Annotated in this window: 27 protein-coding genes and 2 pseudogenes; 12 read left to right on the top strand and 17 right to left on the bottom strand. The window is 45.5% G+C overall.

Annotation, left to right across the window (positions count from 1 at the left end; all coding sequences use genetic code 11):
- Positions 1-108: 108 nt before the first annotated feature.
- Positions 109-1,374 (top strand): tetratricopeptide repeat protein, encoded by a 1,266-nt coding sequence (locus ACH10T_RS04100; protein WP_394808056.1) that lies wholly within the window; start codon positions 109-111, stop codon positions 1,372-1,374.
- Positions 1,375-1,577: 203 nt separating this feature from the next.
- Here ACH10T_RS04100 and ACH10T_RS04105 read toward each other — a convergent pair whose 3' ends face one another.
- The 6 genes from ACH10T_RS04105 to ACH10T_RS04130 all read right to left on the bottom strand — a co-directional run bounded on the left by ACH10T_RS04105 (position 1,578) and on the right by ACH10T_RS04130 (position 5,734).
- A complete protein-coding gene (locus ACH10T_RS04105) occupies positions 1,578-1,838 on the bottom strand; it encodes a DsbA family protein (protein ID WP_394808097.1) in 261 nt (86 codons plus the stop codon).
- A 204-nt stretch (positions 1,839-2,042) separates the two neighbouring features.
- Positions 2,043-3,245: a type II toxin-antitoxin system HipA family toxin YjjJ gene (yjjJ, locus tag ACH10T_RS04110; protein ID WP_394808057.1), complete on the bottom strand. Its 1,203-nt coding sequence runs from the start codon at positions 3,243-3,245 to the stop codon at positions 2,043-2,045.
- Positions 3,246-3,476: 231 nt separating this feature from the next.
- Positions 3,477-3,767 (bottom strand): hypothetical protein, encoded by a 291-nt coding sequence (locus tag ACH10T_RS04115; protein WP_394808058.1) that lies wholly within the window; start codon positions 3,765-3,767, stop codon positions 3,477-3,479.
- Positions 3,768-4,739: a CorA family divalent cation transporter gene (locus ACH10T_RS04120; RefSeq protein ID WP_394808059.1), complete on the bottom strand. Its 972-nt coding sequence runs from the start codon at positions 4,737-4,739 to the stop codon at positions 3,768-3,770. It abuts the gene before it with no gap.
- Between the two features lie 42 nt (positions 4,740-4,781).
- On the bottom strand, positions 4,782-4,988 hold the full coding sequence (locus ACH10T_RS04125) for a hypothetical protein (RefSeq protein WP_394808060.1): 207 nt from the start codon (positions 4,986-4,988) through the stop codon (positions 4,782-4,784).
- Between the two features lie 275 nt (positions 4,989-5,263).
- Positions 5,264-5,734 carry a hypothetical protein gene (locus tag ACH10T_RS04130; protein WP_394808061.1) on the bottom strand — a complete coding sequence of 157 codons (471 nt, stop codon included), beginning with the start codon at positions 5,732-5,734 and terminating at the stop codon, positions 5,264-5,266.
- A 413-nt stretch (positions 5,735-6,147) separates the two neighbouring features.
- On the opposite strand from ACH10T_RS04130, the gene ACH10T_RS04135 reads away from it, so the two are divergent.
- Positions 6,148-6,891, top strand: coding sequence for a TerC family protein (locus ACH10T_RS04135; protein WP_394808098.1), 744 nt, complete (start codon positions 6,148-6,150; stop codon positions 6,889-6,891).
- A 582-nt stretch (positions 6,892-7,473) separates the two neighbouring features.
- Entirely contained in the window at positions 7,474-7,947 is a 474-nt protein-coding gene (locus ACH10T_RS04140) for a PepSY-like domain-containing protein (RefSeq protein WP_394808062.1), read from the top strand.
- A gap of 291 nt (positions 7,948-8,238) precedes the next feature.
- Here ACH10T_RS04140 and ACH10T_RS04145 read toward each other — a convergent pair whose 3' ends face one another.
- Positions 8,239-8,865 (bottom strand): DsbA family protein, encoded by a 627-nt coding sequence (locus ACH10T_RS04145; protein ID WP_394808063.1) that lies wholly within the window; start codon positions 8,863-8,865, stop codon positions 8,239-8,241.
- A 120-nt stretch (positions 8,866-8,985) separates the two neighbouring features.
- On the opposite strand from ACH10T_RS04145, the gene ACH10T_RS04150 reads away from it, so the two are divergent.
- Entirely contained in the window at positions 8,986-9,933 is a 948-nt protein-coding gene (locus tag ACH10T_RS04150; RefSeq protein WP_394808064.1) for a DUF6279 family lipoprotein, read from the top strand.
- Positions 9,934-10,434: 501 nt separating this feature from the next.
- Here ACH10T_RS04150 and ACH10T_RS04155 read toward each other — a convergent pair.
- The 4 genes from ACH10T_RS04155 to ACH10T_RS04170 form a co-directional block, all read right to left on the bottom strand.
- Positions 10,435-10,731, bottom strand: a complete 297-nt coding sequence (locus ACH10T_RS04155; RefSeq protein ID WP_394808065.1) for a hypothetical protein — start codon at positions 10,729-10,731, stop codon at positions 10,435-10,437.
- Positions 10,732-10,751: 20 nt separating this feature from the next.
- The gene (locus ACH10T_RS04160) at positions 10,752-11,123 is read right to left on the bottom strand and encodes a hypothetical protein (RefSeq protein WP_394808066.1); all 372 of its coding nucleotides are present in this window, start codon (positions 11,121-11,123) and stop codon (positions 10,752-10,754) included.
- Positions 11,124-11,195: 72 nt separating this feature from the next.
- Positions 11,196-11,654, bottom strand: coding sequence for a phage tail protein (locus tag ACH10T_RS04165; protein ID WP_394808067.1), 459 nt, complete (start codon positions 11,652-11,654; stop codon positions 11,196-11,198).
- A 221-nt stretch (positions 11,655-11,875) separates the two neighbouring features.
- Positions 11,876-13,396, bottom strand: a complete 1,521-nt coding sequence (locus ACH10T_RS04170) for a helicase HerA-like domain-containing protein (protein ID WP_394808068.1) — start codon at positions 13,394-13,396, stop codon at positions 11,876-11,878.
- Between the two features lie 208 nt (positions 13,397-13,604).
- On the opposite strand from ACH10T_RS04170, the gene glk reads away from it, so the two are divergent.
- The 3 genes from glk (at position 13,605) to ACH10T_RS04185 (ending at position 17,658) form a co-directional block, all read left to right on the top strand.
- Positions 13,605-14,603, top strand: coding sequence for a glucokinase (gene glk / locus ACH10T_RS04175; RefSeq protein WP_394808069.1), 999 nt, complete (start codon positions 13,605-13,607; stop codon positions 14,601-14,603).
- A 91-nt stretch (positions 14,604-14,694) separates the two neighbouring features.
- Positions 14,695-17,247: an alpha-glucan family phosphorylase gene (gene glgP, locus ACH10T_RS04180; protein WP_394808070.1), complete on the top strand. Its 2,553-nt coding sequence runs from the start codon at positions 14,695-14,697 to the stop codon at positions 17,245-17,247.
- Between the two features lie 30 nt (positions 17,248-17,277).
- Positions 17,278-17,658 (top strand): VOC family protein, encoded by a 381-nt coding sequence (locus ACH10T_RS04185; RefSeq protein ID WP_394808071.1) that lies wholly within the window; start codon positions 17,278-17,280, stop codon positions 17,656-17,658.
- A gap of 197 nt (positions 17,659-17,855) precedes the next feature.
- Here the strand turns inward: ACH10T_RS04185 and ACH10T_RS04190 are convergent, their stop codons facing one another.
- The 4 genes and pseudogenes from ACH10T_RS04190 to ACH10T_RS04205 all read right to left on the bottom strand — a co-directional run bounded on the left by ACH10T_RS04190 (position 17,856) and on the right by ACH10T_RS04205 (position 20,457).
- A complete protein-coding gene (locus tag ACH10T_RS04190) occupies positions 17,856-18,884 on the bottom strand; it encodes a calcium-binding protein (protein ID WP_394808099.1) in 1,029 nt (342 codons plus the stop codon).
- Between the two features lie 201 nt (positions 18,885-19,085).
- A pseudogene (locus ACH10T_RS04195) lies at positions 19,086-19,286 on the bottom strand (calcium-binding protein); the annotation flags it as partial.
- A 23-nt stretch (positions 19,287-19,309) separates the two neighbouring features.
- The gene (locus ACH10T_RS04200) at positions 19,310-19,825 is read right to left on the bottom strand and encodes a calcium-binding protein (protein ID WP_394808072.1); all 516 of its coding nucleotides are present in this window, start codon (positions 19,823-19,825) and stop codon (positions 19,310-19,312) included.
- Complete coding sequence (locus tag ACH10T_RS04205) at positions 19,798-20,457, bottom strand: helix-turn-helix domain-containing protein (RefSeq protein WP_394808073.1); 660 nt, start codon at positions 20,455-20,457, stop codon at positions 19,798-19,800. The genes ACH10T_RS04200 and ACH10T_RS04205 overlap by 28 nt, the downstream gene beginning before the upstream one ends.
- Positions 20,458-20,713: 256 nt before the next feature.
- Between ACH10T_RS04205 and ACH10T_RS04210 the strand changes: the two genes are divergently transcribed.
- Positions 20,714-23,272, top strand: a complete 2,559-nt coding sequence (locus ACH10T_RS04210; protein ID WP_394808074.1) for a beta strand repeat-containing protein — start codon at positions 20,714-20,716, stop codon at positions 23,270-23,272.
- 372 nt (positions 23,273-23,644) lie between these two features.
- Here the strand turns inward: ACH10T_RS04210 and ACH10T_RS04215 are convergent, their stop codons facing one another.
- A complete protein-coding gene (locus tag ACH10T_RS04215) occupies positions 23,645-23,815 on the bottom strand; it encodes a hypothetical protein (RefSeq protein WP_394808075.1) in 171 nt (56 codons plus the stop codon).
- A gap of 486 nt (positions 23,816-24,301) precedes the next feature.
- A complete protein-coding gene (locus ACH10T_RS04220; RefSeq protein ID WP_394808076.1) occupies positions 24,302-24,883 on the bottom strand; it encodes a hypothetical protein in 582 nt (193 codons plus the stop codon).
- 372 nt (positions 24,884-25,255) lie between these two features.
- Here ACH10T_RS04220 and ACH10T_RS04225 point away from each other — a divergent pair, with 372 nt between their 5' ends.
- The 4 genes and pseudogenes from ACH10T_RS04225 (at position 25,256) to ACH10T_RS04240 (ending at position 26,931) form a co-directional block, all read left to right on the top strand.
- Positions 25,256-25,384 carry a putative quinol monooxygenase gene (locus ACH10T_RS04225; RefSeq protein WP_394808077.1) on the top strand — a complete coding sequence of 43 codons (129 nt, stop codon included), beginning with the start codon at positions 25,256-25,258 and terminating at the stop codon, positions 25,382-25,384.
- Between the two features lie 12 nt (positions 25,385-25,396).
- A pseudogene (locus ACH10T_RS04230) lies at positions 25,397-25,555 on the top strand (putative quinol monooxygenase); the annotation flags it as partial.
- 26 nt (positions 25,556-25,581) lie between these two features.
- A complete protein-coding gene (locus ACH10T_RS04235) occupies positions 25,582-25,995 on the top strand; it encodes an FAD-binding protein (RefSeq protein WP_394808078.1) in 414 nt (137 codons plus the stop codon).
- 30 nt (positions 25,996-26,025) lie between these two features.
- Positions 26,026-26,931: a hypothetical protein gene (locus tag ACH10T_RS04240; protein ID WP_394808079.1), complete on the top strand. Its 906-nt coding sequence runs from the start codon at positions 26,026-26,028 to the stop codon at positions 26,929-26,931.
- Positions 26,932-26,994 lie beyond the last annotated feature (63 nt).

The following is a 26,994-nucleotide window of genomic DNA, read 5'->3' on the forward strand; positions in this document are numbered from 1 at the left end:
CATCGCAAACTTGTTTTATTGGTGTTATAGGAATACCTATATTACAAGTTTGTTTCTATTTATTAAATAGTTATCTTAAAATGTCAACAGGCCCTAGATGCAAATGAAATGGGTCAGGAAAAACAAGCCTTACTTAAGAAAAATGAACAAATCAAGAAACAGCTAGAAGAATCTAGTACACAGATCAATGATCTGGCTGCAGATTTTTTGCTGAGAGCAAGACTCGCTGAATTTAATTATCAACTAGGCGATCAACGTATTCCTACGACACAACAATACTATGAGGAGGCATTAGAACTTAACTATACGCCTCAGTATTTGTGTAATTACGCTTGCTTCTTACAAAGTGAAAAAAAATTTGATGATGCAGAAAAAGTATTCTTGGATGCACTGCCAGTTTGTAAGAATCTTGCGCAAAATGATTTAGCTACGTATTTACCCGGAGTAGCTATCATACTTACCAATCTGGGAAGTATTGCTTCTCATAAAGTAAGCCGCCGCGACCAAGCGGAAGCGTATTACTGTGAATCTATAGAAATTTTTCTTGAACTAACAAAGAACAATATTGATAACTACCGTGCTGATGAAGCTGGTACGCGCACTAATCTGGGGTTACTGATAAGTGATGATCGTAACCGCTTCGATGAAGCTAGAAAATTATTCGAAGATGCCATAAAAATTTGCCGTGATGTACATAACAAAATTAAATCAGGTAAGGCTCTTTACGCTGCTGCAGCAGCAATCAACAATCTATGTAACATACTGATTCAAAAAGACAGAAATCTCTACTTTGATTCTATTGAAAGATTACTAAATGAAGCCTTAAAAATGTACGAATCTCTGCTCACAAATAATCAAGATAGATATTATCAATCTGACAAAGCATTAGTGCTCAGAAACCTAGGTAACTTGGTAGCATCAGATAGTAGGCGTAATCGTCACGGTGAAGCGGAAAGAATTCATCATAAGGCTTTAAAATTTCAAAGGGAACTAGCTGAAAATAATCCTGAGGTTTATTTACCTGAAGTGGGATTGACGCTTAGATATCTAGGAAATCTTGTCGCACTTGAACGTGATCGCCGAAAAGAAGCGGAAGAATTCCTCCAAGAAGCTTTAGATATATATCGTAAATTAGCAAAATCGAATCCACATGAGTATCTTGCTGAAGTAGCAAATACTCTAGAATTATTAGGTGGTGTAAATATGCACTGGAAACAACCCCAAAAAGCGTTACGTTATTTCCGAGAATCGGGAAAGCTATACTCATTCCTTACTCAGCAAGATCCATCAGTTTTTAGTGAAAGACTAAAAATTAACAAATTACATATTCAAGATGCAATAGGAATTGCCGCAAATGAGCGTAAAAAAGAATAGAAATTTAATTAATGAAGAAATAATTAAATTAGCAAATGTATACTTCCCAGTTACCAGATTTATCCGTTTTGGTGAGCCGTTTTAGGCTCAAACAAATGCCGTCAATGAATCGAATTCAGTCAATCACTGTCAGATTAAATGACGATTAATTTCTGAAGCTGTCAGATCAAGTTTGAGCCACTACAGATTCGATTGTTTTTATTTCATTCAGCATGGCTCGATAATCTAAATAATCGATCGCAACCGGAAATGCGGTATTGGTTATGTACCAGCCGCAAAGACGGATAGGAATAGGCATCCATGCTTCTTGCCAGTTGCATTTGATGCTGTAATTCACTTTCTATCGCCGGACTTCTCAGATCTTCGATAAAAACTTCTTCGTTCAATCCAATTTCGCGAGCGCAAGCTTGCAAGGTTTCCGGCAGCGAAGGATTCTTCGCTTGTTGATAATAAGCGGTCTGAATGGCACGGACGGCGTATTGTGGTGATTACCCTAGGATCGTAGCCGTGCAAAGGTCTCTACACATTCATCCTAGCCGGTCAATCTTAGCACTGGCCGTCTTGATGTGGTCCTCAAGTGCGGCGATACACGATCCGAACCGGTGGCTGAATCCTGTGCTCGCCTTCATCTGAGCAAGGAACACACGAGCCAGTTGTTCAGCGTATCGCTAGGTTTCGTTAGTCACACTAGCGCAAATGCTGGCCTCGGACACGGTGCTCGGTAGCCCGCCACCACTGCGGGGTGCAAAGGTCATCGACGTCATATCGTAAGCCGGTGCAATATCATAAGGGCGGCCATGCTCGGAGACGAATGACAGATTGCCGCTGTGCATGTCGGTATTACCGATCAGGGTGCCGAAAGCCCACAGGAGATCTGCACGATCCGCTGCTTCTTGGCGAATCTGACCGTCAGCCGCCAGCCGGCGGGCGATGATGGGCCAACCCCCTGTGCCTGCGCCAACGAATTCGGCGTCCAGCGCAGCTAAGGAGCATAGTGCACGCCGGCCCAAGTTGCCGATACGGTCAAAACGCTCCGCTTCAAGAAAACGTTGGCTGCCGTGATCCACTATCCGTGTTTTGGCGGCAGGGACACCGGCTTCGCGGAGCGTATCCAGCGCGAGATGTTCGGCTAGCAACAGATCGCGCCAGCGTTCGCTCACAGGACTTTCTTCCATCTCGCTGAACTTCACGATGACGTGCCGGGGTCCATCGGGCGTTATGGCGAAGGTGGTGAACTTTGGTTGCTCGCCTCCGGCTGACGATCCAGGTTTCTCACCGCGAGCGGCTTCTATTGCCAACCGAGTATATGCTTTGGCCTTTTGTTTCTCCTCGATTGGATCGGGAACGGAAGCGGCGAGAAAACGATCCCGCGCAATATCGCCCAGCAGCAGATTCCCTACCACATCATGGCCATGCGCAAGCAGCGCCCGCAAGGCGTGGGTATCGGTCCAGTCTGTGAGCCGTTCCGGAAGCCCCAGTTCAGCGCCGTAACGAGCAGCGTATGCTCGACCGAGATACCCTTGGGGACGCATGTCAAACAACCACCATGGCAAACCGTGGCTATGGAGAGTGACTCCGTTCTCTTGGCACATAACGAACCCTTCCAGACGCACTGGAATCAACATTCCCAGTTGACGTATCCGGCCTTCTGCATCGACCCGGTAGACCGGGAAGTCCGGCAATCCGCGTGTGGCATCGCGTAGCGCGTAATGAATAGATCGCGCAGCGCCAATCCGAACAATTTCATCGCCAAGTTCGGTCAGAGTGCGGGAGATCGTTGGTTGACTGACACCAATAATTTCAGATATTTGGCGAGCGGATAACGGCCCACCAAATAGTCGCATTCGAATAGTCTCAGCGTGCAGTGACATACATTTGAATTAATATATGAATATATTAGTGAATAGATAGTATAAGCGATCCGAAACTCATTCGGAAAAAATATTGCAGCTCAAGGCTGTCTATGATCGAAGATAGATGGATATATCGCAGCCTTGGGCGATGTAAGCCGCCATCGATCACTAAGTCTCGCAGACTGCATTGGATCGACGCTAGTCAACCAATGTCAGATTGAATGGATGATAACTTCTGAAGCTATCAGATCAAGCTTGAGCTACTACAATTTCACTCAGCATGGTTCGATGATCCAAATAATCGATCGCAACCGGAAACACGGTATTGTTATGTACCAGCCGCAAAGACGGATAGGAATAGCCATCCATGCTTCTTGCCAGTTGAATTTGATGCTGCAATTCACTTTCTATCGCCGGACTTGTCAGATATTCGACAAAAACTTCTTCGTTCAATCCAATCTCGCTGGCACAACCTTGCAAGGTTTCCGGCAGCTGTAAATAGCGCCTCTCGACCGTCCTTGGAGGTGATTGGTCGTGCAATTATCGCAACCATCCTTTTTTCTTGATATAGGCAAGCGGTAGTAACGCGGCACCGAGAGTTAACATCATTGAGTAAATGAAACCATGTTGCCATGACAGCTCTGGCATCACAGCGAAGTTCATCCCATAGAAGGTGCCAACTAGTGTAGGCGGAAGGAAAACGGCGGTAATAATAGTGAATACCTTAACTATTTGGTTCTGCTTGATGTTCAAAATATTTGTGACGGCGTTTTGTAGATAGCGTACCTTCTCGTGCTCAAAATAAGCATGTTCCTTGACCCCAACGACATCGCCTGCGAGTTCGTTGACTACCGCTTGCAACTCCGCCTCGGTGACGTTATCAACCTCGCCACCTAGGTAGCGCACTGCACGCGCCAGTGACAACTGAGCCTCCACACATTTCGAAATGAGTTCTTCAGTCTCGTTTAAGCTTCGCATCGTCCCCAGAAGATCCGTCACTCCCATTTCTTTTCCTTGTGCGTTGTACCCATCCGATATTTCGGAAATCTCCTTGGCACTGCGCTCGAGTTCATCAGCAATGCGGTCAATGGCGGTGTCGGCGCTATCGTTAGCTACTTGCAGCAGTACTCGCAACACCTCTTTCGGGCTTTGGGCATTGGCCTGCTTGCGGTTCAAGCGTTGTAATGCGATCGAGAACTGGTGAAAACCCTCTTCATTGTTGAGGGTGGCTACCACTTGTTGTCCGAGAACGAAGGTGACGTGTCCAAAGCATGGGACCTCATTCGCGTCCAGTGTCAACAAATAGGAGCGCATATAGAGGAAACTGTCGTCCTCTGTCACACTGCTGTTTTTTGAGCCGGTGTCGATACCGAAACGCTGGCGCAACATTGCGCTCTCTTCCACGGTTGGTGCGGCAACGTCAAGCCAAACGACATCACGATCATTTTCTGGTTCTGGCATGCCATGCACAATAGAAAATGATTGTTGAGTTTTAATGATGCTGTGGATCATGGGTTAGTTTCTCCTCTTTCTCGGATGTGCTGGCAAGCATTTTTATTCGCCTTTTGACTTGTCAGTTGATTTTTCGCTATGGGAGAGCGATGTTGACGATGTTGCCGTTTCTTGCCCGGAAGGCTGTAGGTAATGCACCATAATCATGATTACTGCAAGAAATAAGTACAATACGACTACTGCAGTGATTATCTCGTTTTCCAGGCTACGGCGATGTAGTGGCTGAGTCGTTCCTTGGTTGATCTTCATGGTGGATTCCTTATTTTATTAACGGAAGGATTTTATCCGTAAACTAAGTGGGGTAAGTAAACTTTACCAGTCCAGTTAAACGATTTTCTAAGTGTGAGGTATCGGCTGGATGGATGGCGCACCCAATCAAAAAGATCAATATCTTAAAGGAATCTCTGAATAACTGTCATTTCGAGCATAGCGAGAAATCTATGCTGTTGATTACCAAAGATTCCTCACTCTGTTCGGAATGACAAGAGTGAGTTATTCAGAGGCTCCTAAATTACAAACTCCCTCTATTCTGACTCCGCATATTCAATCGAATAATCCCAAACTAACCTATCCTCTTTATTCTGATCCGAATATAGCGAAATATCTCTTCTGAAATCTCTGGCTTGTTCGGGTGGAATATGGACATAAATATATTCGTTTTTTTCTGAAAAAATAATGCAATCAATAGGATCGTTATTCGCACAATCTTTAATGGTAATTTTTAATTGCACACCATTCAAAGTAAATTTTTCAGAGTTATTGATTATACGCCCCGTCATTTCATAGCTACTGTGTGAGAGCTTAAATGAGATATTTTTTAAAACTAACTCTGAAGGCGAAATCCTGTTTCTGGATTTATTCTTTTCAAATTCTTGATACTGCCAAAATAACAAACCACCAACCGCACATACCAAAACAAAAACCCCTGCAAATTTTCTAAATTTTTCTGATACTACTAGCAAAATCAATATAATAATTCCTGCGAGCCATTTCATAATCTGTCCCTTATAATCTCGTCTAGAAGGCTGTTGAAAAACGTATTCGAGGCAGCCGATGCAAGGCAAAAAACAGGCGAAAAAGCGCAGTTTATACTTAATAAATGAGCATTTTGAGCCTGTTTTTAACACCGCAGCGGCAACGCAGATAGTTTTTCAACGGCCTGCTAGAAGATAAACCTTTTTTGAAACACTCATCTGTGTTTTTGACAACACAATGGATTATCAGTACGTTTATTTTTGCTTAGAAAGGTATTTATGCTTACTGTATTGCAGTAAGGCGGGTCTGTTGAGAAATATTATGAAAAACCAACTGAGCTAACCTGCTGATATCAGCCTTGGGCTCGATGAACAATTAAAAGTGAGTTACGTCCACAGTTTATGACCGTCAAAAGAAAGAAGAGGGAACCTTGATATTTGAATGGCTGACAAGTCCTGAAGCGTGGATAGCATTAGGCACATTAACTGCACTAGAAATTGTTCTCGGGATCGATAACATTATATTTATCTCCATACTTGTCGGGCGCCTTCCCGAAAGTCAACGTGCGTTTGCCAGAAGGATGGGGCTTGGCCTTGCCATGATCACGCGCTTGGCTTTGCTATTTTCGATCTCCTGGGTAATGGGATTAACTGAACCGTGGGTTACATTGTTTTCATATGAGATTTCAGGACGCGATGTGATTCTGATTGGTGGCGGTCTGTTTCTGGTCGCCAAAGCTACGCATGAAATCCATAACAGCTTGGAAGGAATAGAAGAACCGGGTCGTTTGGTTGTAGTCACCAGCCTGGGAACGGCGCTGCTCCAGATTGCGGTGTTGGATATCGTATTCTCATTGGATTCAGTCATCACGGCGATCGGCCTGGTCGATCAGGTTTCTCTCATGGCGATTGCTATTATTCTGGCAGTAATCGTGATGCTGATGGCAGCAAAAACTATCGGGGACTTTGTGGATGAACATCCTACGATCAAAATCCTTGCTCTTTCATTCCTTATTTTAGTGGGCGTCACACTCATGGTGGAGGGGTTCGGTGTACATGTGCCAAAGGGCTATATTTATTTTGCTATGGCTTTTTCCGTCACAGTAGAGATGCTCAATCTTCGTATGCGGAAAAAACGGATGGCTCCCGTCAAACTCTACAAGAAAATTTCAAAATAGCTGAGAGCGGTTATTTATTACAAGAAATATCTCCCGATAAGCTATGAATTGTGTCTCTATTACATTATCCGTAAAAAATAGATTCGCACTAAAGATTTATCTTTTCTTGAGTCAAGGTAGCTTGATGTAGCTAGAGTTGTAAAGCACTCCGTTGCAAACGGAGGATTAGACCTGCAGAGATTTAATCAAAATGTTTGCCCATCGCGCAGCTATACTAAGAAGTTATTTGATTTCCAGATTATTGCAAAAGAAACGTGACAAATCTGACGATTATTGGCAAGCACTAGCGGATATATTTTCAATAGAAACAGTTAATTAAAACACCCATTAATCATATTAATTACAATTAATATCAATTGGTTATTAATAGATCGTGACAATAAATCATTGTGAATACGGATTAGTTGCAATCTAATACATTTACGTCCTCTCTTATACTTCTAAATATTGACAATCACTCATCCAAAGAGTAGACAGAGAACAACGAAATTTTTTCGTTGTTCTTTTTTCCGATCACATTCAGAAAATGTAAATGGATTGACGAATTTTAATCAGTAATTGGCTCCAGCCAAAGGATATTTTATGAAAACGCAATTTTGGATTACAACGATAGCAATCATCTTATTGATAGTATTCGGTCAGGCGAATGCAGGTGAAAAGGAAGTAAGCAAACAGCAAGTACCAAAAACGGTACTCGAAGCTTTTGAGAAAGCTTATCCAAATGCCAAAGAAATAGAATTCGAGAAAGAAATAATCGATGGAAAAGCTGTTTATGAAGTGGAATTCAAGGAAAACGATAGAGAATACGAAGTTCTGTATGACTCTGATGGAGTAATTGTACAAATAGAAGAAACTCTCGATGCTAAGGCGTTGCCCGAATCAATAGTTCAGGCTATTTCCAAGGCATATCCGAAAGCAACCATTGAAGACGCAGAAAAAGTAATGAAGCCAGATGGAACGGTTATTGCTTACGAGGTCGAAATCAAGTCGGAAGGAAAGAAACTCGAACTTGAATTGGATGCTAACGGAAAAATATTGAAAACCGAGCAGGATTAAGACTAGCTGGATAAAATAGATTCCAACAAGTCACATAAGGAATCAATCGACTCGTCAGATGATCTTGGAGACATCACTGGATATTCTATTTTTTCAACGTGACAAATCTGGCGATTATCTGCGTATATTAGTGAGTGCTATCGGGTATTAAATTAATAAAATAGATACTTATAATACCTGTTAATCCGCAGATCCCAAGGTTCTAGCCCTGGTCGGGAGCCGTTTTAGGCTCGAACAAATGCCCGCAATGGTTCTAATTCAGTCAATCAATATCAGATCAAGTCTGGACTACTATAGATTCGATTGTTTTATTTCACCCAACATGGTTCGATGATCCAAATAATCGATAGCAATCGGAAACACGGTACTGTTATGTACCAGCCGCAAAGACGGATAGGAATAGACATCCATGCTTCTTGCCAGTTGTATTTGATGCTGTAGTTCACTTTCTATCGCCGGGCTTGTCAGATCTTCGATAAAAACTTCTTCGTTCAATCCAATCTCGCGGGCGCAAGCTTGCAAGGTTTCCGGCAGTGATGGATTCTTCGCTTGTTGGTAATAAGCGGTCTGTATGGCACGTATCATTTCCGGTTCAGCTTCCGTCCGCTGCTTTTTGGCTGCCAAAACAGCCCGGCAAGCCGGATAAGTCGCACGAATCGGCGTATTTCGTGACCAGAAATCCCAATTGAAGTGAACACCGGGTACCGTTTGCTCGATGCGCTGCCATGCCTGTTGCACCATTTTTTGCGGCGCGAGCGGCATCAGTTCTGTGGTATCCGGCGCGAGCCCGCCAACGAGGTATACAATCTCCATATCTCGCGGTAAATCCTGTTGCAACGCAGACCAGCTTTGGCCAAATGCGTAGCACCAGCTACACATGGGGTCATGGATATAAAAAAGCCGAGGAATGGATTTCAATGCTGAAATGAATGCTCAAAGGGTAGTAATATTATCGCTTATAAGCGATTAATCCTAACAATTGAGTCCAGACTGGTATAAATTTCTATCGCTGTAAAAAACTATGGATATTTCTGTCTCGTGAAAACCAAAATGCATTATCGTAAGCCCCTTCTTTCATATTTTGGTTTGCAACCGATGAGTACAACGTGGAATTCCTTGCGGATGTCTCTTGCGAGAGGCGTATTGATCTGTTTGCTGCTCCTGCTCGGCAGTTGCAGTATGTTGCGCCTCGGTTACGATCAAGGGCCGCAGTTGGTCTGGTGGTGGCTCGATGGCTACGTCAACTTTAGCAGCGAACAGACACCGCACGCCAAGGAGGCAATCCGCCGGTGGTTTGATTGGCACCGCAAAACGCAGCTTCCCGAATACGCGGCTTTGCTAGCCAAGCTGAGCAACCAGCTTGATGATACCGTGACACCGGCACAGGTTTGTGGTTGGTCTGAAGAACTGAGAAACACCGTGGCACCAGCGTTCGATCAGATGCTGCAGCTCGGCGCACCGTTGGTGCCGGGTTTGGGTGAAGCACAATGGCAGCACATGGAGAAACACTACAGCAAGGGTAACGAAGAACTGCGGCGCGACCACCTGCAACCGAATATCGAAGAACGACGGGAGGCATCGGCCAAACGCACCATCAAACGCATTGAGAATCTCTACGGCAGCATTGACGAGGCGCAGCGGCGCCTGATTACTACCAACATTGCAGCGTCACCTTTCGACCCAGAAGCCTGGTTGATCGAGCGCCAGCGACGTCAGCACGAAACACTGTTGACACTGCGCCGCCTGGCCGCTGAACCGGTAGAAACCGAACAAGTCGTTGCGGCACTGCGCGTATTGGTCGAACGCGTCGAGCGCTCTGCTGATGACGATTACCGCGCCTACCAGGTGAAACTGACCGAGTACAACTGCGCTTTCATTGCGCAGATGCACAACAGCACCAACGCCACCCAGCGCCGCCATGCGCATGACAAACTAAAGAGCTGGGAAAATGACTTTCGTACCCTGGCAAACCATGCTATCCGGTAGCGTATTCTTCCAACCTATCCGGCAGCTTTTGCTCCCATGACGTCCGCTTCCTGTTCGAGTCATTGATCGCACGGAATAAATTTCAATCAATACTCACCCTTACAGTGCGATGATTGAAGAAAAAAACCATTCCGATGCCATCCTGAGTAAAAGCGCTTTTGAGGGAGGGAGGCATGGAATGGGGAGGGGGAAGAAAGTAAAGCTAGGAGAATCTAATTAAAATAGACAAAAAATTAATAACTTGTTCAGTAACTGTCATTGCTCAATCCAGATAGGATTATCCAGGCAAAACAAAGAAAAGGGAATGTGACAAATTGTCGCAAGCAGAGGATTTGATCACGAGCGGTTAAGAATGGTCCCCGGAAAAAATTGCAATTCATTGAATTTGTGTAGGAAACACACATATCACCGCCACGAAAAAACATGCGAATCAGAGTGTAATCATTCCATTCCTGAGATAAATTTATTCAATCAGCTCAGCAAGATCACTTTTCTTTAGCTTTATTTTGTAAAGCAGCTGTCATAGAAGTGAATTCGAATGATCGAACGGATAATCAGATAGACGCTTAATACAATCAAGGCAAGATTAAGCAACCCCAATGGAATCAGAAAGTGCAAAACACTTTCTGCATCATACATTCTTGAAGTCGCTACCAGCACGCTCATAACGGATAAAGGAAGAGCCAATATGGCTATACCTGTCCGCATCACGGAAAGTGAGGTACGCTTTTCAGCCAAAATAAGCTGAATCTCATCCATGACTACTGTTGGATCGGCTTTATCGATATCCGCAATCAAATCTCACCCCTCTGAACTTGCTAGATAATTTTGCATGGAATGACGGCATCTTCATCGTAGGTATAGATTGCACAAAGCCGATGATAGCCATCCGCGACGATCACTTTGCCATTCACCGAATCTCTCACCAGCAAAATAGGTGACAATTGATTCCCCGATTGTATCTTCTGTTGATTTTTCTTCACCTGCGTATTGCTTATTCCGAGCAACGATAAATTGGATGCTCTAAAAATATCCTTGGCTTTGAACTCTGAAATCTTTGCCTGTTTTAGATTATCCACATAACCAATCGCTGTCTGTTCATCGTACATCAGGCTCAAATAAGACAAAGCTGCCGGATAATTATGTGCTTCCGGCTCGCTTAGCCAGTTAATTTCAGTTTTCTTTGGCATGGTTATAAATTTGCTCCGCGCGCCCTGCACCTATCCTTGCGGCAAGACCACAGAGAATCGCAAGTTAAAAACTCAACCATTTGAAATAGTTATGCCTTCATGCTCGATTTCCATGCTCTCAATTGCCACTTCATTACCTTCCGATTTCAAGTCGGTGCCGGTAATCTTTGTCGGCCAAGCATTCGTCAGTGTCCATACCATAGTCGCCTTACCGCCCTCATCCAGCAGACTGATAGTAACCGGCAATCGTTTAATCGTATTCATTTTAATTTGTTTAAACCAATCCCAGAATTTGTTATCCCCTTTGAAGATACCTTTCTTCATGGTGATATTTCCGACTTTCTTCATTCCTGGCATTTTGATCACCGAAAATTCTGGACTATCGCCATGACGATATTTGATCTCCTCTGACTGGATGTCCAATCCGCTCACTTCCTGAAATGACATCACTTGAGAATCCCACTTAACCTGAAAATAAAACTTTGGCATAGGCCAAACAGTAGTCGATTGACTTGATCCATCATCTGCCATAAATTGTCTCCATTTTTATGTCTAAAGCTAATTAAATAGCTATATATTCTCGGTCAGGCTAGGAGGCTGTCCAAGAATAGTGATCGTAGCGAGGGAAAGCCATTTTGAGACAGATTTTTCGATTATTTGAGGCGAATAGTTATTCTATTTAACGAGAATAATCGGAAAATATGACCAAAATAGCTTTTCTTCAGTAGATCGCTCTATTCTCGGACAGCCTCCTAGCGCCTTTTCTGGCCTAGTAATGACCCCAACAAGCCGCGGGTAATTTCACGCGCAATGGATGAGCCCACCGAACGAGCTGCGCTCTTTGCAAGGGCGTCAATTACTCCCTCGCGGCGCCCGCCACGTTTCCCGGATGAACCTAACAGTAGGTCGCCTAATTCTCCCAAGATTCCCTCGCTCGTTGGTTTCTGCAAAAACTCAGAATCTTTGGCTTGCGATGAGTTGCTAAGTGGTTTTTCAGTGCCGGTTCGCGCCTGCAATAATTCAAAAGCGCTTTCACGATCTATTTCCTGTTCATATACACCAGCCACAAGCGAGGATTGGATCAGTTGTTTTCTTTCCTCTGGTGTGATCGGGCCAATCTGGCTAACGGGAGGCAATATAAAAGCGCGCTCGGTGACTGTCGGCGATCCATCAGAATCGAGAAAAGAGATCAGCGCTTCACCAACGGAAAGCTCAAGAATGGCTTGCTTGACATTCAGTTTCGGATTAGGCCGCATGGTTTCAGCGATAGCATTCACTGCTTTCTGGTCACGCGGCGTGAATGCGCGCAACGCGTGCTGAACGCGATTACCCAGTTGCGTTAATACTTTTTCCGGAATATCAAACGGGTTCTGCGTGACGAAAAAAACCCCAACACCTTTGGAACGAATCAATCTAACAACTTGTTCGATCTTCTCCAGCAAAGCGGGAGATGCCATGCTAAACAACAAATGCGCTTCGTCAAAAAAGAATACCAGTTTTGGTTTTTCACGATCACCGGTCTCCGGCAAATTTTCGTACAACTCTGACAGCATCCAGAGCAAGTACGTGCTGTACAACCGCGGCGAATTTAACAGCTTATCAGCAGCCAGAATATTGATGACACCTTTGCCATCAATCGTCTGCATTAAATCCTCGATATTGAGCATCGGCTCACCAAAGAACTTGTCCCCGCCCTGCTTTTCTATTTGCAATAAGCTACGCTGGATCGCACCGATAGAAGCAGAGGAAACATTGCCATACTGAGTTCTGAATTTGTCGGCATTGTCACCGACAAATTGCAATAATGCGCGCAAATCCTTCATATCGAGTAACAACAAACCATGATCATCGGCCACTTTAAAAACCAATGCGAGGACGCCTTCCTGTGTTTCATTCAGATTCAGCAAACGTGCCAGCAGCAGCGGCCCCATATCAGAAATCGTCGCACGTAACGGATGACCGTTTTCCTGGAGCACATCCCACAAAGTAACTGGAAAACCTTGCCATTCCGGAGAATCCAGTTTTAACAGATCCACGCGTGCTTTTACTTTTCCGGACAACGATCCGGGTTTACAAATACCCGTCAAATCGCCTTTAACATCCGCCATAAATACCGGCACACCGATACTGGAGAAACGCTCTGCCAATTTCTGCAAAGTGACCGTCTTGCCGGTACCGGTTGCGCCAGTAATGCAGCCATGGCGTGTTGCCATCGCGGGCAGGAGCGCCAAGTCAGTTTTGCTTGTTTTAGCGATGATCAATGATTCAGCCATAATGTATTCAATAAAAAACTTTAAAAAATTATCGGTTGAGAAATCAATTCTTTCCAATTACTGAGAAAATGTACTGAATGTCCAATTGTATGTCAAACCGCAGCAAAGACAATGAAAACATGTCTATCGATGTATACTATTGCTTGGGTACTGATGCACGCACCAGTTTTTTAAGCAAGCTTCCTAGAAAATTTCTGGATTGATAACCTTGAACAAACAGCTTATTTATGGCGACATTGGTGGCACCAAAACCATACTGCAATGGGCTGAAATAAGGGATAGTGAGATCCATCAGCAATCCACCTATCGTTATGACAGCGCCGCTTTTGCAACTTTCTCCGACATGCTGAGAGACTTCCTGAATCGAACCGAGACAACAAATCATCCGGTAGCAGCCTGCTTTGCAATCGCAGGACCTATCGTTGCTCAGCAAACAAAAGTAACCAATTTACCCTGGCAAATAAGTAGCACAAGCATTTCGGATGAATTTTCTATTCCCGTTGTCAAGCTCATCAATGATTTTGAAGCAGCAGCATTGGCGATTGAAAGCCTGTCAAAAAACGATTTGATCACATTACAAACTGGGCAAACCCATGCGCAAGCAACGCGCGTCGTACTGGGTGCGGGCACAGGGATGGGTGTGGCTTGGCTTATCTGCCTGGAAGGTCGCTATTCCGCATTGTCCACTGAAGCGGGTCATATGGATTTTGCACCGGCCAATGAATTGCAGATCCACTTGTTCAAGGCGTTACATGATAAATTTGGCCATGTATCGGTCGAACGCGTGCTATCCGGATCCGGATTAACCAATATATTTAATTTCCTGCAAATGAACGCGGCGATAGCTTCAGATTTAGCACCGATTATTCTTGAGGAAGACAGTGGCGCCAACATAACCGCACTGGCCCAGACCCGCAAACACCCGATCGCAATCAAATCATTGGATCTATTTGCTGAGATTTATGGTGCCTACGCGGGTAATCTGGCGCTGGCTGGATTATGCCGGGGTGGCGTATACATTGCAGGCGGCATTGCCCCTCGGATTATTAATATATTAAGCTCAGGTGGCTTCATGCGCGCATTTCGAGACAAAGGACGATTTTCTGCATTGATGAATGAAATTCCCGTGCATGTCATCACAAATACTGAAATCAGCTTGCTCGGTGCCAAACAAGAGGCACATAATCTGCTCAATAGTCAGGATTGAAAGTTTGGCGGTTTCAAGATCCAATTCCCATTCTTCAAAACAATAAATTAACCACCCATACAAAAAATAAATCTCATCAAGGAGAGTCATCATGTTTTCGAGAACTGCTTTCACCATTACCGTCAATCCTAAAATACCACCGCGTCTTAAGCGTCTGGAAGAACTGGCTAACAATCTTTGGTATAGCTGGGATCGTGCCACGCGCACGCTTTTCTCCCGCCTGGATCCGCATTTATGGGAAGCAGTCGGACATAATCCCAAGGCATTTCTTAAACGCGTGGATGAATCGGCACTGCTGAAAGCAACGGAAGACCGGGTTTTCCTCGCGACCTACAATAGTATCCTGTCCACTTATGATTCCTATCATGATGCATCATCGCAGGATTATGCGGGACACTTAGGCCCGCAAGATCAGGTAGCTTATTTCTGTTTTGAATTTGGTTTTCATGAAAGTTTACCGATTTATTCCGGCGGCTTGGGTATCCTGGCTGGAGACCACTGTAAGGCAGCCAGCGATTTACACTTGCCATTCGTAGCGATTGGCTTGCTCTATCGCCAAGGCTACTTTTCTCAAACGATTGATAGTTTGGGTAATCAGCAGGTTACCTACACCATCTCGGATTTTGAGGATCTGCCTGTCACGCCGGTCTTGCATGAGGATGGTTCGAGTGTGCAAATCGAAGTGGCATTGCCGCAACGCACCATCGTTGCAAAAATATGGCAGGCAAAAATCGGCCACGTCACACTTTATCTGCTCGATACCGACTTACCGGAAAATTCTCCACAAGACCGCTATATCACGCACAACCTGTATGGGGGTGACCGAACCATGCGGATTGAACAGGAGATTATTCTGGGTATCGGCGGTGTGCGTGCACTCCAAGCGCTTGGCATCAAACCGACTGTGTGGCATATCAACGAAGGTCATGCTGCTTTTATGATTCTCGAGCGCATTCACAATCTGGTAGCGCAAGGACTTGATTTTGCGACTGCACTGGAAAGTGTGGCCGTTAATACTGTATTCACAACGCATACCGCAGTACCTGCCGGGCATGATCATTTCAGTGCAGAGATGATGCAAACTTATTTTGCCAGCTTTTATCAGAATCTCAACATTACACGCGAAGAATTTCTGTCACTCGGTCATGTATCAGATAGCCCTGACTTCAACATGACAGCATTGGCGATTCACGGTTCACGCACACACAATGGTGTCAGCAAAATACACGGCGACGTATCAGCAAATATTTGCCGGGATTTGTGGCCACAAATTGAGCCGGAGGAAAATCCGATCTCCTATATTACGAATGGCGTTCACGTGCCAACCTTCCTGGCGCAGGAATGGTCTGATCTGTTTGATCGTTATCTCGGCCATGAATGGCGCAATAAAATGTGCGATACCGGCTATTGGTCAGGCATTAATGCCATACCCGATCATTTATTCTGGAGCGTGCGGCAATCGTTAAAATCGCAAATGTTTCACGGTATCCGTTCGCGCATCACTGATCAAAACACCAGAAATCATGGCTCTGAAGCGCATCTTGACCGGCTACTGAAGTTTGTTGATCCCATCAATCCAAACGTACTGACATTGGGCTTTGCACGTCGATTCGCCACGTATAAGCGCGCCGCTTTACTATTCGAAAATCTCGACTGGCTGCGGAAAATCATCCTTGATCAAGATCGCCCTGTGTTGCTGATCTTTGCCGGCAAGGCACACCCAGCCGATGTACCGGGTCAGGATGTCATCCGGAGAATCAGTCAGATTGCACAATTCCAAGAATTTGAAGGACGGCTCTTATTAATTGAAGGCTATGATTTACGGCTCGCCCGCCGCTTAGTTGCCGGCGTGGATGTTTGGCTTAACAACCCAATCTATCCGCTCGAAGCCAGTGGCACATCGGGCATGAAAGCAGGTATTAACGGCGCCATTAACCTGAGTGTATTGGATGGCTGGTGGGGAGAAGGCTACGACGGTAAAAATGGCTGGGCGATCAAACCCGGTCCGAGAGATATGGAGGACGCGCTGCGCGACAAAGAAGAAAGCCGTGCACTGTATGAAATCCTGCAAGATCAGGTCGTTCCACTCTATTACAATTATGGCAAACTCGGCTATTCGCCTGAATGGGTAAAAATGGCGAAACATTCAATGATGTCACTACTGCCACGTTATAACTCGACTCGCATGGTCGATGAATACGTAACGAAATTCTATCGCTCAGCCAGTAACAAAGGCATGCAATACGCAGCCAATGATTTTTCTGGCGCAAAAAATATTGCTGCTTGGAAAGCCAAAATAAGAAACGCTTGGCGTGGCGTAACACTCCGTCGGTTAGACATTCCCTCTGAACGCGCTCATTTTAGTGAAGCGTTGAATTTTAAGGTGGCTGCTAAACTGAACAATTTGGAACCGGAGGATGTCATCGTAGAGCTACTGATGCACCGCCAGTATAAAAAAACCCGATTAACCAACTTTAATCATTTCAAGTTTGAATATACAGGCGCCAAGGATTCAGACGAGCATATTTTTGAACTCCAGTTAACACCGGAATTGTGTGGCAAACAGGAATATTACATTCGAATTTATCCCTGTCACCCGTTACTGTCCCATCCGCTGGAAATGGGTATGATGGTTTGGTTGTAAATTACGATAGCGTTAACAGGAGGGCTTTACATGAACATTAACCCCGTTGGATGGTTTGAAATTTACGTGCAAGATATGGATCGGGCCAAGCGTTTCTATGAATCTGTTTTCCAGGTTAAGCTGGAACGTTTGGACAGTCCTGCAGAAATGAAAATAGACCTGTGGAGCTTTCCGATGGCAAAAGATCAAATGGGCGCATCCGGAGCATTGGTTAAGATGGAAGATGGGCCATCCGGTGGAAATGCTGTGCTGATATACTTTACTTGCGCAGATTGTGCTGTTGAGGCAGCACGCGCAATGCCTTCAGGCGGAAAATTAATTCGTGAGAAAATGTCCATTGGTCAATACGGCTTTATCGCTCTGATCGCTGATACCGAAGGCAATATGATCGGACTTCATTCCATGCTATAACATTTTTGACTCATGTCCCTTTATCAAATTCAAGATCCTTCCAGTCTTTGTAGCAGCGCTCGAAGACCTGATCGTGTAATTGAACAACCCCGTGGCAAAATCATGGGGAATCGCAAGTTAAAGTACTTGAGACGAAAACAGATTCGCCGCCATGAAGGCGGCGAATCTGTTATTTTCTGTAATACACAGACGCTCCCTTATAGGAAGAAGTCCCCTACTGTCCAATCAGCAGCTACGTTAATCCCATCTTGCACCAAAATCTCAAAGTCAGCTCCAAGAGCGGCATCTACATTACCCTGGATAATAGTATTTCCACCGGACTCAAGAACCCTGATCTGACCAGCAGCTGAGAATGCTGCCGTTGAAATAAATGTAAAATTCTGATTCCCTGCGACACCAGTATTCGCATCAATCGCGTTAACATCAACTCGATCTCCGAGTACAACCCCCACCGCATCAAAGCCAGAAATAATGTCGTGCCCGACACCGAGGACTGAATCCCCAATCGCGGTAAATCGGAAGAAATCGAGTCCTGTTCCGCCTATCAAAGTATCAGTTCCGGCTTGACCGAGCAGTGTATCGGATCCGCCACTACCGTTCAGAAAATCGTTGCCTGCATTTCCACTTAGCGTATCAGCCCCGGAACCGCCATTGATATTGTCAGCTCCATTACCGCCAGTTAAGGTGTCTGTCCCTGCGTTGCCATTAATTGTCAGATTGCTGAGAACGGCCGACCCATCAACATTATCGGGCCCATTGCCGCCATGGAAGACTTCAATTCCAGCCGTATTGAGGTTTATGGAAATCCCCGTAGTTCCACTGATAATGAGTGTATCCGCACCTAAGCCACCGATAACACTTGTCGCTTGATCAGTTATAGTAATCGTGTCATCGCCGTCGCCAGCATTGACTGTATCAGCGCCAGCACCAGAATTGATGGAATCATTCCCTGCACCTCCGATGATGTTATCGATGCCACTACCCGTTAGAATGCTATCGTTACCAGTTCCGCCATCGACAATATTATTACCTTCTTGGCCGTTGATCGAATCGTTGCCGTCATTTCCATTCAACGTATCGTTCCCTCCACCTCCAGTCATACTATCGTCGCCTGCATTCCCGGTGATCGTGTTGTTGCCTTCACCACCATTCATGAAATCACCGGCACTGCCACCGGTGATATTGTCATTACCACCACTCCCATTGATAATGACCTGCACAGCCATTGCGCCGCCATTAAACGTATCATTCCCTTCACTTCCTTGTTGAATCCGTTCTATCCCAGCCGTAGCGAGATTGATCGTTCGACCTAGGGTACCCGATAAAAACAAAGTATCAGTCCCTAATCCTCCGATAACACTGGTAAACCGTGTGTCCACCTGAATAGTGTCATCCCCATCACCTGCATTTACCGCATCGATACCGCCACCACTATTGATATTATCGTTCCCGACTCCACCGGTGATCGTATCATTTCCGCTTCCGGCAAAAATCGTGTCATCCCCATTACCTCCGATCAAAGAATTATTTCCATCCCCGGCGCTAATAAAGTCATTGCCATCACCGCCGTTGATCGTATCATCCCCGCCCACACCGCTTAGACTGTCATCACCTGCATTCCCGACGAGATTGTCATTCCCTTCGCCACCGTTTAAGGTGTCACCCGCGCTCCCCCCGTGAGGATATCATCCCCGCCATTCCCGCTGATGATCAAGGCCACGGCCATTGCCACACCATTGAACGTATCAGCTCCCTCACTGCCTTGTTGAACACGTTCAATACCTGCAGTTGCAAGATTGATTGTTCGACCTACGTCGCCCGACAAAAACAGCGTGTCAGTCCCAAGCCCTCCGATAACACTTACAAACTGAGTGTCAACCTGGATCGTATCATCGCCGTCACCGGCATTGACTGTGTCAGCACCGCCGCCCGCGTTAATGCTATCGTTTCCTACACCACCCAGGATATTGTCACTCCCACTGCCGGCATTTAATGTATCGTTGCCTATACCGCCGTCCAGTGTGTTAGTTCCCTCACCCGCGTTGATACTATCGTTGCCGTCTCCCCCGGTTAGGGCATCATTCCCAGACCCGGCGCTGATCGAATCATCACCTGCACCGCCATTTACTGTATTATTCCCTAGCCCGGCGTTAATGCTATCAGACACACTTCCGCCACTGATCGTGTCACATTACCACCATTCCCATTGACAATCAGTGCTACCGCCGTAGCAGCACCGTTAAACGTATCGTCTCCCTCGCTTCCTTGTTGAATACGTTCAATACCCGTAGCTGCAAGATCTATTATTCGACCTGTAACCCCCGACAAAAACAGTGTATCAGTCCCAAGCCCACCGCTAACACTTACAAATTGCGTGCTTACCTGAATCTTATCATCACCAGCGCCGGCATCGACTGTGTCAGAACCGCCGCCCGAGCTAATGCTAACGTTTCCATCACCGCCGAGTATATTGTCATTTCCACTTCCGGAATTTAATGTATCGTTGCCTAAGCCACCATTTAATGTGTTAATTCCCTCACCGGCATTTATATTGTCGTTACCATCTCCTCCGCTTAATGCATCGTTTCCAGAACCCGCGCTAATTGAATCGTCACCCGCATTACCATTTACAGTGTTGTTTCCTTGCCCCGCATTAATGCTGTCGTTAGCGCTCCCCCGTGAAACCGTGCCCTTGTCTACGCCGATCTTTTCGGCGATCTCGGTTTGATTCAAACCAGCTTGCTTCAGTCCGTAAATCTGGTATCGTAGTCCGCTGGTAAGCTGCTTGTATTGCTTCATCTGTGCTCCTTTTACTTGGTCGTTTAAGTGGCTCCGATATTAACGCAGCTTGCCACCTAAATTCGCTTACAAAAGTTGCACTTCGAACTTGAATCCGCCTCTTCTTAATCCAGGACAAATGTCCTAGAAAATTAGGCGTAATTGTCCTATTGAATTATATTGCTTGAATAGTTAGAGTACAATTGTTGATAAACAGTAAAGGTTTTCAATAAGTTTCTGTTCAATAAAATAATTATTCTTATGAAGGGGCAATGCTATGGCAAACATAACTGGAACAAATGGCAATGATACGATTACTCTGGCTTTAGTATCGGCAGGCGTAGTGGGTATACCTACTGCCGGAGACGATTTTATTTCGGCGCAGGATGGCGATGATACCGTCGAAGCGGGCGGTGGGAATGATTTCATCGACGGCGGGGATGGCAACGATAGTCTTAATGGTGGTAATGGCAACGATTCAATTTTTGGCCGTGATGGCAATGACACCATTATTGGTGGACTTGGCAATGACAATATCGACAGCGGCGAAGGTGCTGATTCAGTTAATGCTGGTGATGGTGATGACACGATCCGCGTTAACACTCAATACGTTGCCTTGAATGGAGGAGCGGGAACCGACACACTGTTTCTGGATGGTACCACGGGCCGGATAATCAATCTTGCAGTTGCCGGTATTGAACGTGTCCAGCAAGGTAGCGAAGGCAATGATACATTTGATGGCTCCGGAATGGTTGTATCCCTCACCCTTAATGGAAATGGCGGAAACGATATAATCACCGGTGGTAGCGCTAACGACAGTATCAACACCGGATTGGGAAACAACACAGTTAATGCCGGAGCTGGCGATGATTTTATCAGTGCCAGCTCCGGAAACGATACGATCAACGGAGGGGACGGTAGCGATACTATTTTTGCCGATGAGGGAAATAATACACTGGATGGTGGTGCAGGCAACGATACATTATTCACCAACAGCGGCAGTGATAGCATTCTCGGCGGCTTAGGCAATGATAATATCAATGCGGGAGGCGGTGCTGATACTGTAAATGCCGGTGATGGCGACGATTCGATTCAGTTGGATGATCAATTCGTGAGTGTCAATGGCGGCACAGGAACCGATACTTTGATCTTATCGGGCATTACGGGTCGAACCATTGATCTTGCAGCCACCGGTATTGAGCGCATTTCACAAGGAACCGCAGGCGATGATAATTTCAATGGCGGTGCTTTGGCTATCGCATTAACTATCAACGGAAATGATGGCAATGATACGATTACCGGCGGTGGCGGCTCTGATAGCATTAATGCCGGAGAAGGCAATAACACCGTTGTTGCAGGGAATGGAAATAACAGCATTACGGCCGGGGGCGGGAACGATAATATTACCAGCGGCTTAGGAAATGATTTCATCAGTTCGGGTGGGGGCGATGACACAGTCAATGCTGGTAACGGAGACGACTCTATTCATGTCGCTGAGGGGAATAATACTGTCATTGGAGGATCTGGAAACGATACTATCTCAGCCGGAAACGGGAGCGACAATATCACGGGTGGAGTTGGTAACGATAACATCAATGCTGGCGGGGGCGCCGACACAGTCATCGCGGGTGATGGCGATGACACGATCCAGGTGAATACGCAATTCGTCAGCATCAGCGGAGGAACCGGTACCGACACCCTATTCTTATCGGGTACTACCGGACGGACAATTAATCTTGCTACCACAGGGATAGAACGCATCAATCAAGGAAGTCAAGGAAATGATACGTTCAATGGCGCCACTTTAGCCGTTGCGGCTACCATCAATGGAAATGGCGGGAACGATATCATCACCGGAGGCAGCGAGTCTGATTCCTTAAATGGCGGTGAAGGAAACGACACGGTTAACGGTAATGCAGGTGACGACAGCATCAGCGGAGTAAATGGCAACGATACCATCGACGGTGGTGACGGTAACGATTTCATCAGCGGCGGTGAGGGAAATAATAACCTGATTGGCGGAAATGGCAACGATAACATCAATGCTGGAAGCGGTATTGATACCATCACAGGTGGAGTCGGTAATGACAGTATCAATTCGGGAGGAGGAGCTGATACGGTCAATGGCGGCGATGGTGACGATACAATGTTTGTAACTGATCAAGTAGTCAGTGTTCTCGGTGGCTTGGGAAATGATACACTCTTCGTCAGTGGTACAACCGGAATAACGATTGCTAACCTCAACACAGCCAGCATCGAGGTTTTTCATGGTGGTAATGGAGCGGATAACATCAATGGATCAACAGTTGCTGTCAATCTAACGCTTAATGGTAACGGCGGAGCGGATACTTTGACAGGCGGTAGCGGAAACGACAACATCAATGGTGGTGCCGGAGCGGATAATCTAACCGGCAATGTGGGTGACGATACGCTTAATGGCGGCAGCGGAGCAGATACATTATCCGGTTTGGCAGGCACCGATCTTCTGATAGGGGGAACAGGGCTGGATGTTTTCCGATATGTTGCTGTCGGAGATTCAGTCCTTGGTGCGGGACGAGATGTTATCAGTGGATTCGATGACGTTGGTGCCGTGCTTGGTGATAAGATCAGTTTCACCGCAATTGATGCAAATGCTGTAGTCGCAGGAAACCAGAACTTTGCATTCATTTCCACTGCTGCATTTTCAGCGGCGGGTCAAATCAGAGTTATTGAATCCGGCGGTAATACTATTATTCAAGGGAATGTCGATGCCAATCTGGTCGCCGACTTTGAAATCCTGGTGCAAGATGGTGCTCCGTTAGCTGTTAATTGGGTGGCAGGAGATTTCTTCCTGTAGTTTTTTTGACCGACCAATACGGTCAGACAATCAGTTGCAAATAAAACAGTGCCGCCCTACACGGCGGTACTGTTCATTCTCCACAGCACTTTAACGGAAGAAATCTCAGGAGATTGTTCCCAGATCAAAGTCGATAATAAAAATTCCATTTGACCGGAGGTCAATCAGACAGGCGTAAACTCGGTTGCTTGCGGTCGAGTAGTCAGAGCCTGAGGGAATTTTTTGATAAAGTAGCTGAATTTGGCGCTCAACCGAGTGTTAACCTGACAGTTCGGTCATTGCCAGTATTGACCACATCCTTCCATGAAGTGGCGATTTACCCACACAAGTTGAAACCTACAAACAGCAACGGACATTATCCACAAAGTGAGATTACGGTGGATTACGGATTATTAGTGTAATTAGAGCACCGCTATCAACAGTGTCGTCGCCATCAAGCGCTGAAATGGAGTCATCTCCAACTGTGGGCAAACCAACAACCCCTGCCGACACCAAAGCCAGAGTAATTGTATCGTTACCATTCGTTCCAGTTACGTTTGCCATAATACTGCCTCCTTCAAATATATAAGAAATTAACTGCCCCTTTTATCACGATAATACTTATTAGAAACCAGAGCAGTTCACTAACAATTTCACTGTCGCCAGTGAAAAATCTAAATTCAATAAGACCATCGCATCCAATTTACTATTTCATTTCTTTCAGGTAAAGAAAATAATCTTTTAGTTAAATTACTACATGCAATCTATTGAATAATAATCATAAAATAAGCACAACAAGATTTATGATAATTGTGTCACCGTCGCTTTAATTAAGCTATGAACCATATGCGACAGTGCTTTCAGTCAATTTTATTGAGTTCATTAAAATCTCACCAGATCAGTGATGTGATGCCATGAATTTTTCGAGAAGTCTTAATCTATGGAATTCTTGAGCGACTTAAGTAACCAAACTGAGAAATTTAGGATTACTAATGCAATGAATAAACAACCCCACTGCATGCAGTGGGTTGTTAGATTGATAGCGGTGAATTACTTGTTACGAATACCGGGACGACTGCGTTCAAGTACCTTAGCAATTGCTTTGATATCAAACTGACTCACACCCGCAAGTTCGGCTTGCTGACTAACAATACCAAAAAATTTCGTAATCACTTCATCGGGAATATTTCGTCCTTGGTGGATTTTTGGCATAGAACCACGGCATCGATGGCCTGATTCGAGTGTTGCACCGCTATGCCGTGACGAACCGCCTAAATCATGGTCCAGCATCATAGCCAAGCATTGCTCAATCTCCGCCGGAGTTTGGGTCAAATTACCAAAGAATGATGCAATTTCGCTATCTGCAAGTAACGCTGGCACCGCAAAGTTATGCAAAAACGCAAGAATTCCATGATAACCGCCTAACCTAGCCGCGACAGTATCACTTTCCACTACTAAACGCGGAACACTGTCGTTGTTTTCATTGATTTCCGTTTGTTGCGTCGGTGTTTTACCCGAGTCAGCCAATGCAGAACTTATGCCATCGATTGCAACGAGTCCGTACATTAAAGCAATCACGAGATATTTAACCCATTCGGCTACGTGATGTTGTTTCGATTGTACAAAAACCATGACTTTGTCTCCTGTCAATTCATTTCAAGTTAATTTGCCCAGTGATAGCTGCTGCTGATACTGGAAATTTATGGAGTTTTCCGAAATAAATCTCTTTTCTTAATCTCTCCATTACTTAATACGCGGAGACTTGAAATTTGGATGCAAGAAACTGTAAAAATAAAATTCTTTCTTTAATTCAGCCAAATAGAACAGATACTTTATACAAAATAAAGCATCTGTTATAACTGACCATACTCAAAAACTATGCAGTTCACGGCATAAAAATTACCGGCTTGCATCCAAACCGATATTTCCTGCGTATAGGTTAATAGAAGCTTTTGCTTTATTTTTCTGGAATTATTTTAATAACTGAAAGAATGGGGAAATTCTATGTCAAATAAAACCATCAAAGTCGTTGCCCAAGTAACTGCGCTCGCCGACAAAATTGTTGAAGTACAAGCCATATTGCAAGCAATCGTTGCACCGACCCGCTTGAAAATTGGCTGCCTGAATTATTAGTTACTTAGAAATAGCAGTCACCTCGCTGAGTTCTTATTTATTGAAGAATGGGCTGATGAACAAGCGATTGATGCACACTTCGTCACGCCACATATGCGGGATGCTCTGGAAAAAGTAACCCCGTTGCTAGCGGCAGCGCCTATCATCAAGAAATATGAATCACTCGTTTAACAAGATACCGTTAGGAGGAACGATCAATGAGTACCAACATGCAAGAAATAACAGCACAACCTTATCACGGCATTTTTTTAAATGACGGGCGAAAATTCAGCAACTGGGGTTCAAGCCACAGCACGCAACCCGCTGTGTACGTGGAGCCCTTCAGCTACGCGGATGTGCAAGCAATTGTGCTGGATATGAAACAATTTCCTACACCAGTGCGCCCAGTGGGTTCCATGCTATCGGTCACAGAAACCATCGTTAATGACGGCGGCACATTGCTCTGCACACGCAAACTGGATGCAATACTGGGTTTGGAAACCGATGATCAGGGCAGGCATGTGGTCCGGGTGCAAGCAGGATGCCGGCTGAAAAAACTGAGTCTTTGGCTACAGCAGCAAGGCTGGGAAATACCATTTCAGGCAGAAATTGGCGAGGCAACTGTCGGCTAAATCGCGGTAGGAGATACTAAGGAATCGTCCTTGGACGGACCCGGTTATTTTTCCAGTCATGTCGTGGCTATTCTCTCTATCGATGAAAACGGAAGCCTGCAAACATTACCCGACAAACAGGATGCTGCCGCTTTTTACGCATTCAAATGCAGTTTCGGTTTATCCGGCATTGTTGTGGAATGTGTCATCGAAGTGCGCCAAGCCAACTTATGCAGAGCAGATGTTGATTTGAAAGCGTATGACAGCCCAGAGGCGCTAACCGATGGCCTATTGTGTTTGCGCAAAGGGTACGACGCATTGCTGGCCGTTGTCATCCTACATCAGCTTGTCTGTTTTGTGGAACAACGTTACCGGGCTGGGGCAGGTAACGTGAAGCCGATGCGCTCGCAACCCGAATGCGAAGCGTATCGAATTGCGAAAAGGCTAGCGATTCAGCGGGGATTTGACGGCGGCAGCCTACCGCAACCGAAAGGCATCGTTTTTTCGCGCTATGATTTCATCAACGAGTACTGGCGCTCCGGAGAAACGGAAAGTCGTCTGGATTTTCAGTACTACGAGCACGATATTGGCAGACTGGAACAAGTCATCGTCGAATCGTATCGGTTCACGCGAGCCTTTCAACAAAAAACCGGATTTGCACCCACCAGTTGGGCCACTTATTTCGTCCATCGCCACGAAAAAAAATCCAAACCTTACGGTATTTATTCAGGCGGACCCGGCATTTCCTGCTCGTTCGATCCGGTTTATTGCAATCCGAATGACCTGCTCTGGCAGCAATTTTCAAAAGAATACAATCGTCTCGCCATTGATACCTTGGGTGGCAATCCTTCACCGATCCAAACCCAATGGCTGCGACCCGGCGATGCACGTATTCCGAAAAAATTGGCACGAAGCCGGTTCACTACACTCTATTATCAGCAATTTTTAGTGTGCTGACATTGGACTTGTTGCCTGATGAAGCAGTGCGCTACTGAATCTCAGCCAGTAATATGGTTTAAT

The sequence above is a fragment of the Nitrosomonas sp. genome, from assembly GCF_043753625.1.
In the GTDB taxonomy this organism is placed as follows: domain Bacteria; phylum Pseudomonadota; class Gammaproteobacteria; order Burkholderiales; family Nitrosomonadaceae; genus Nitrosomonas.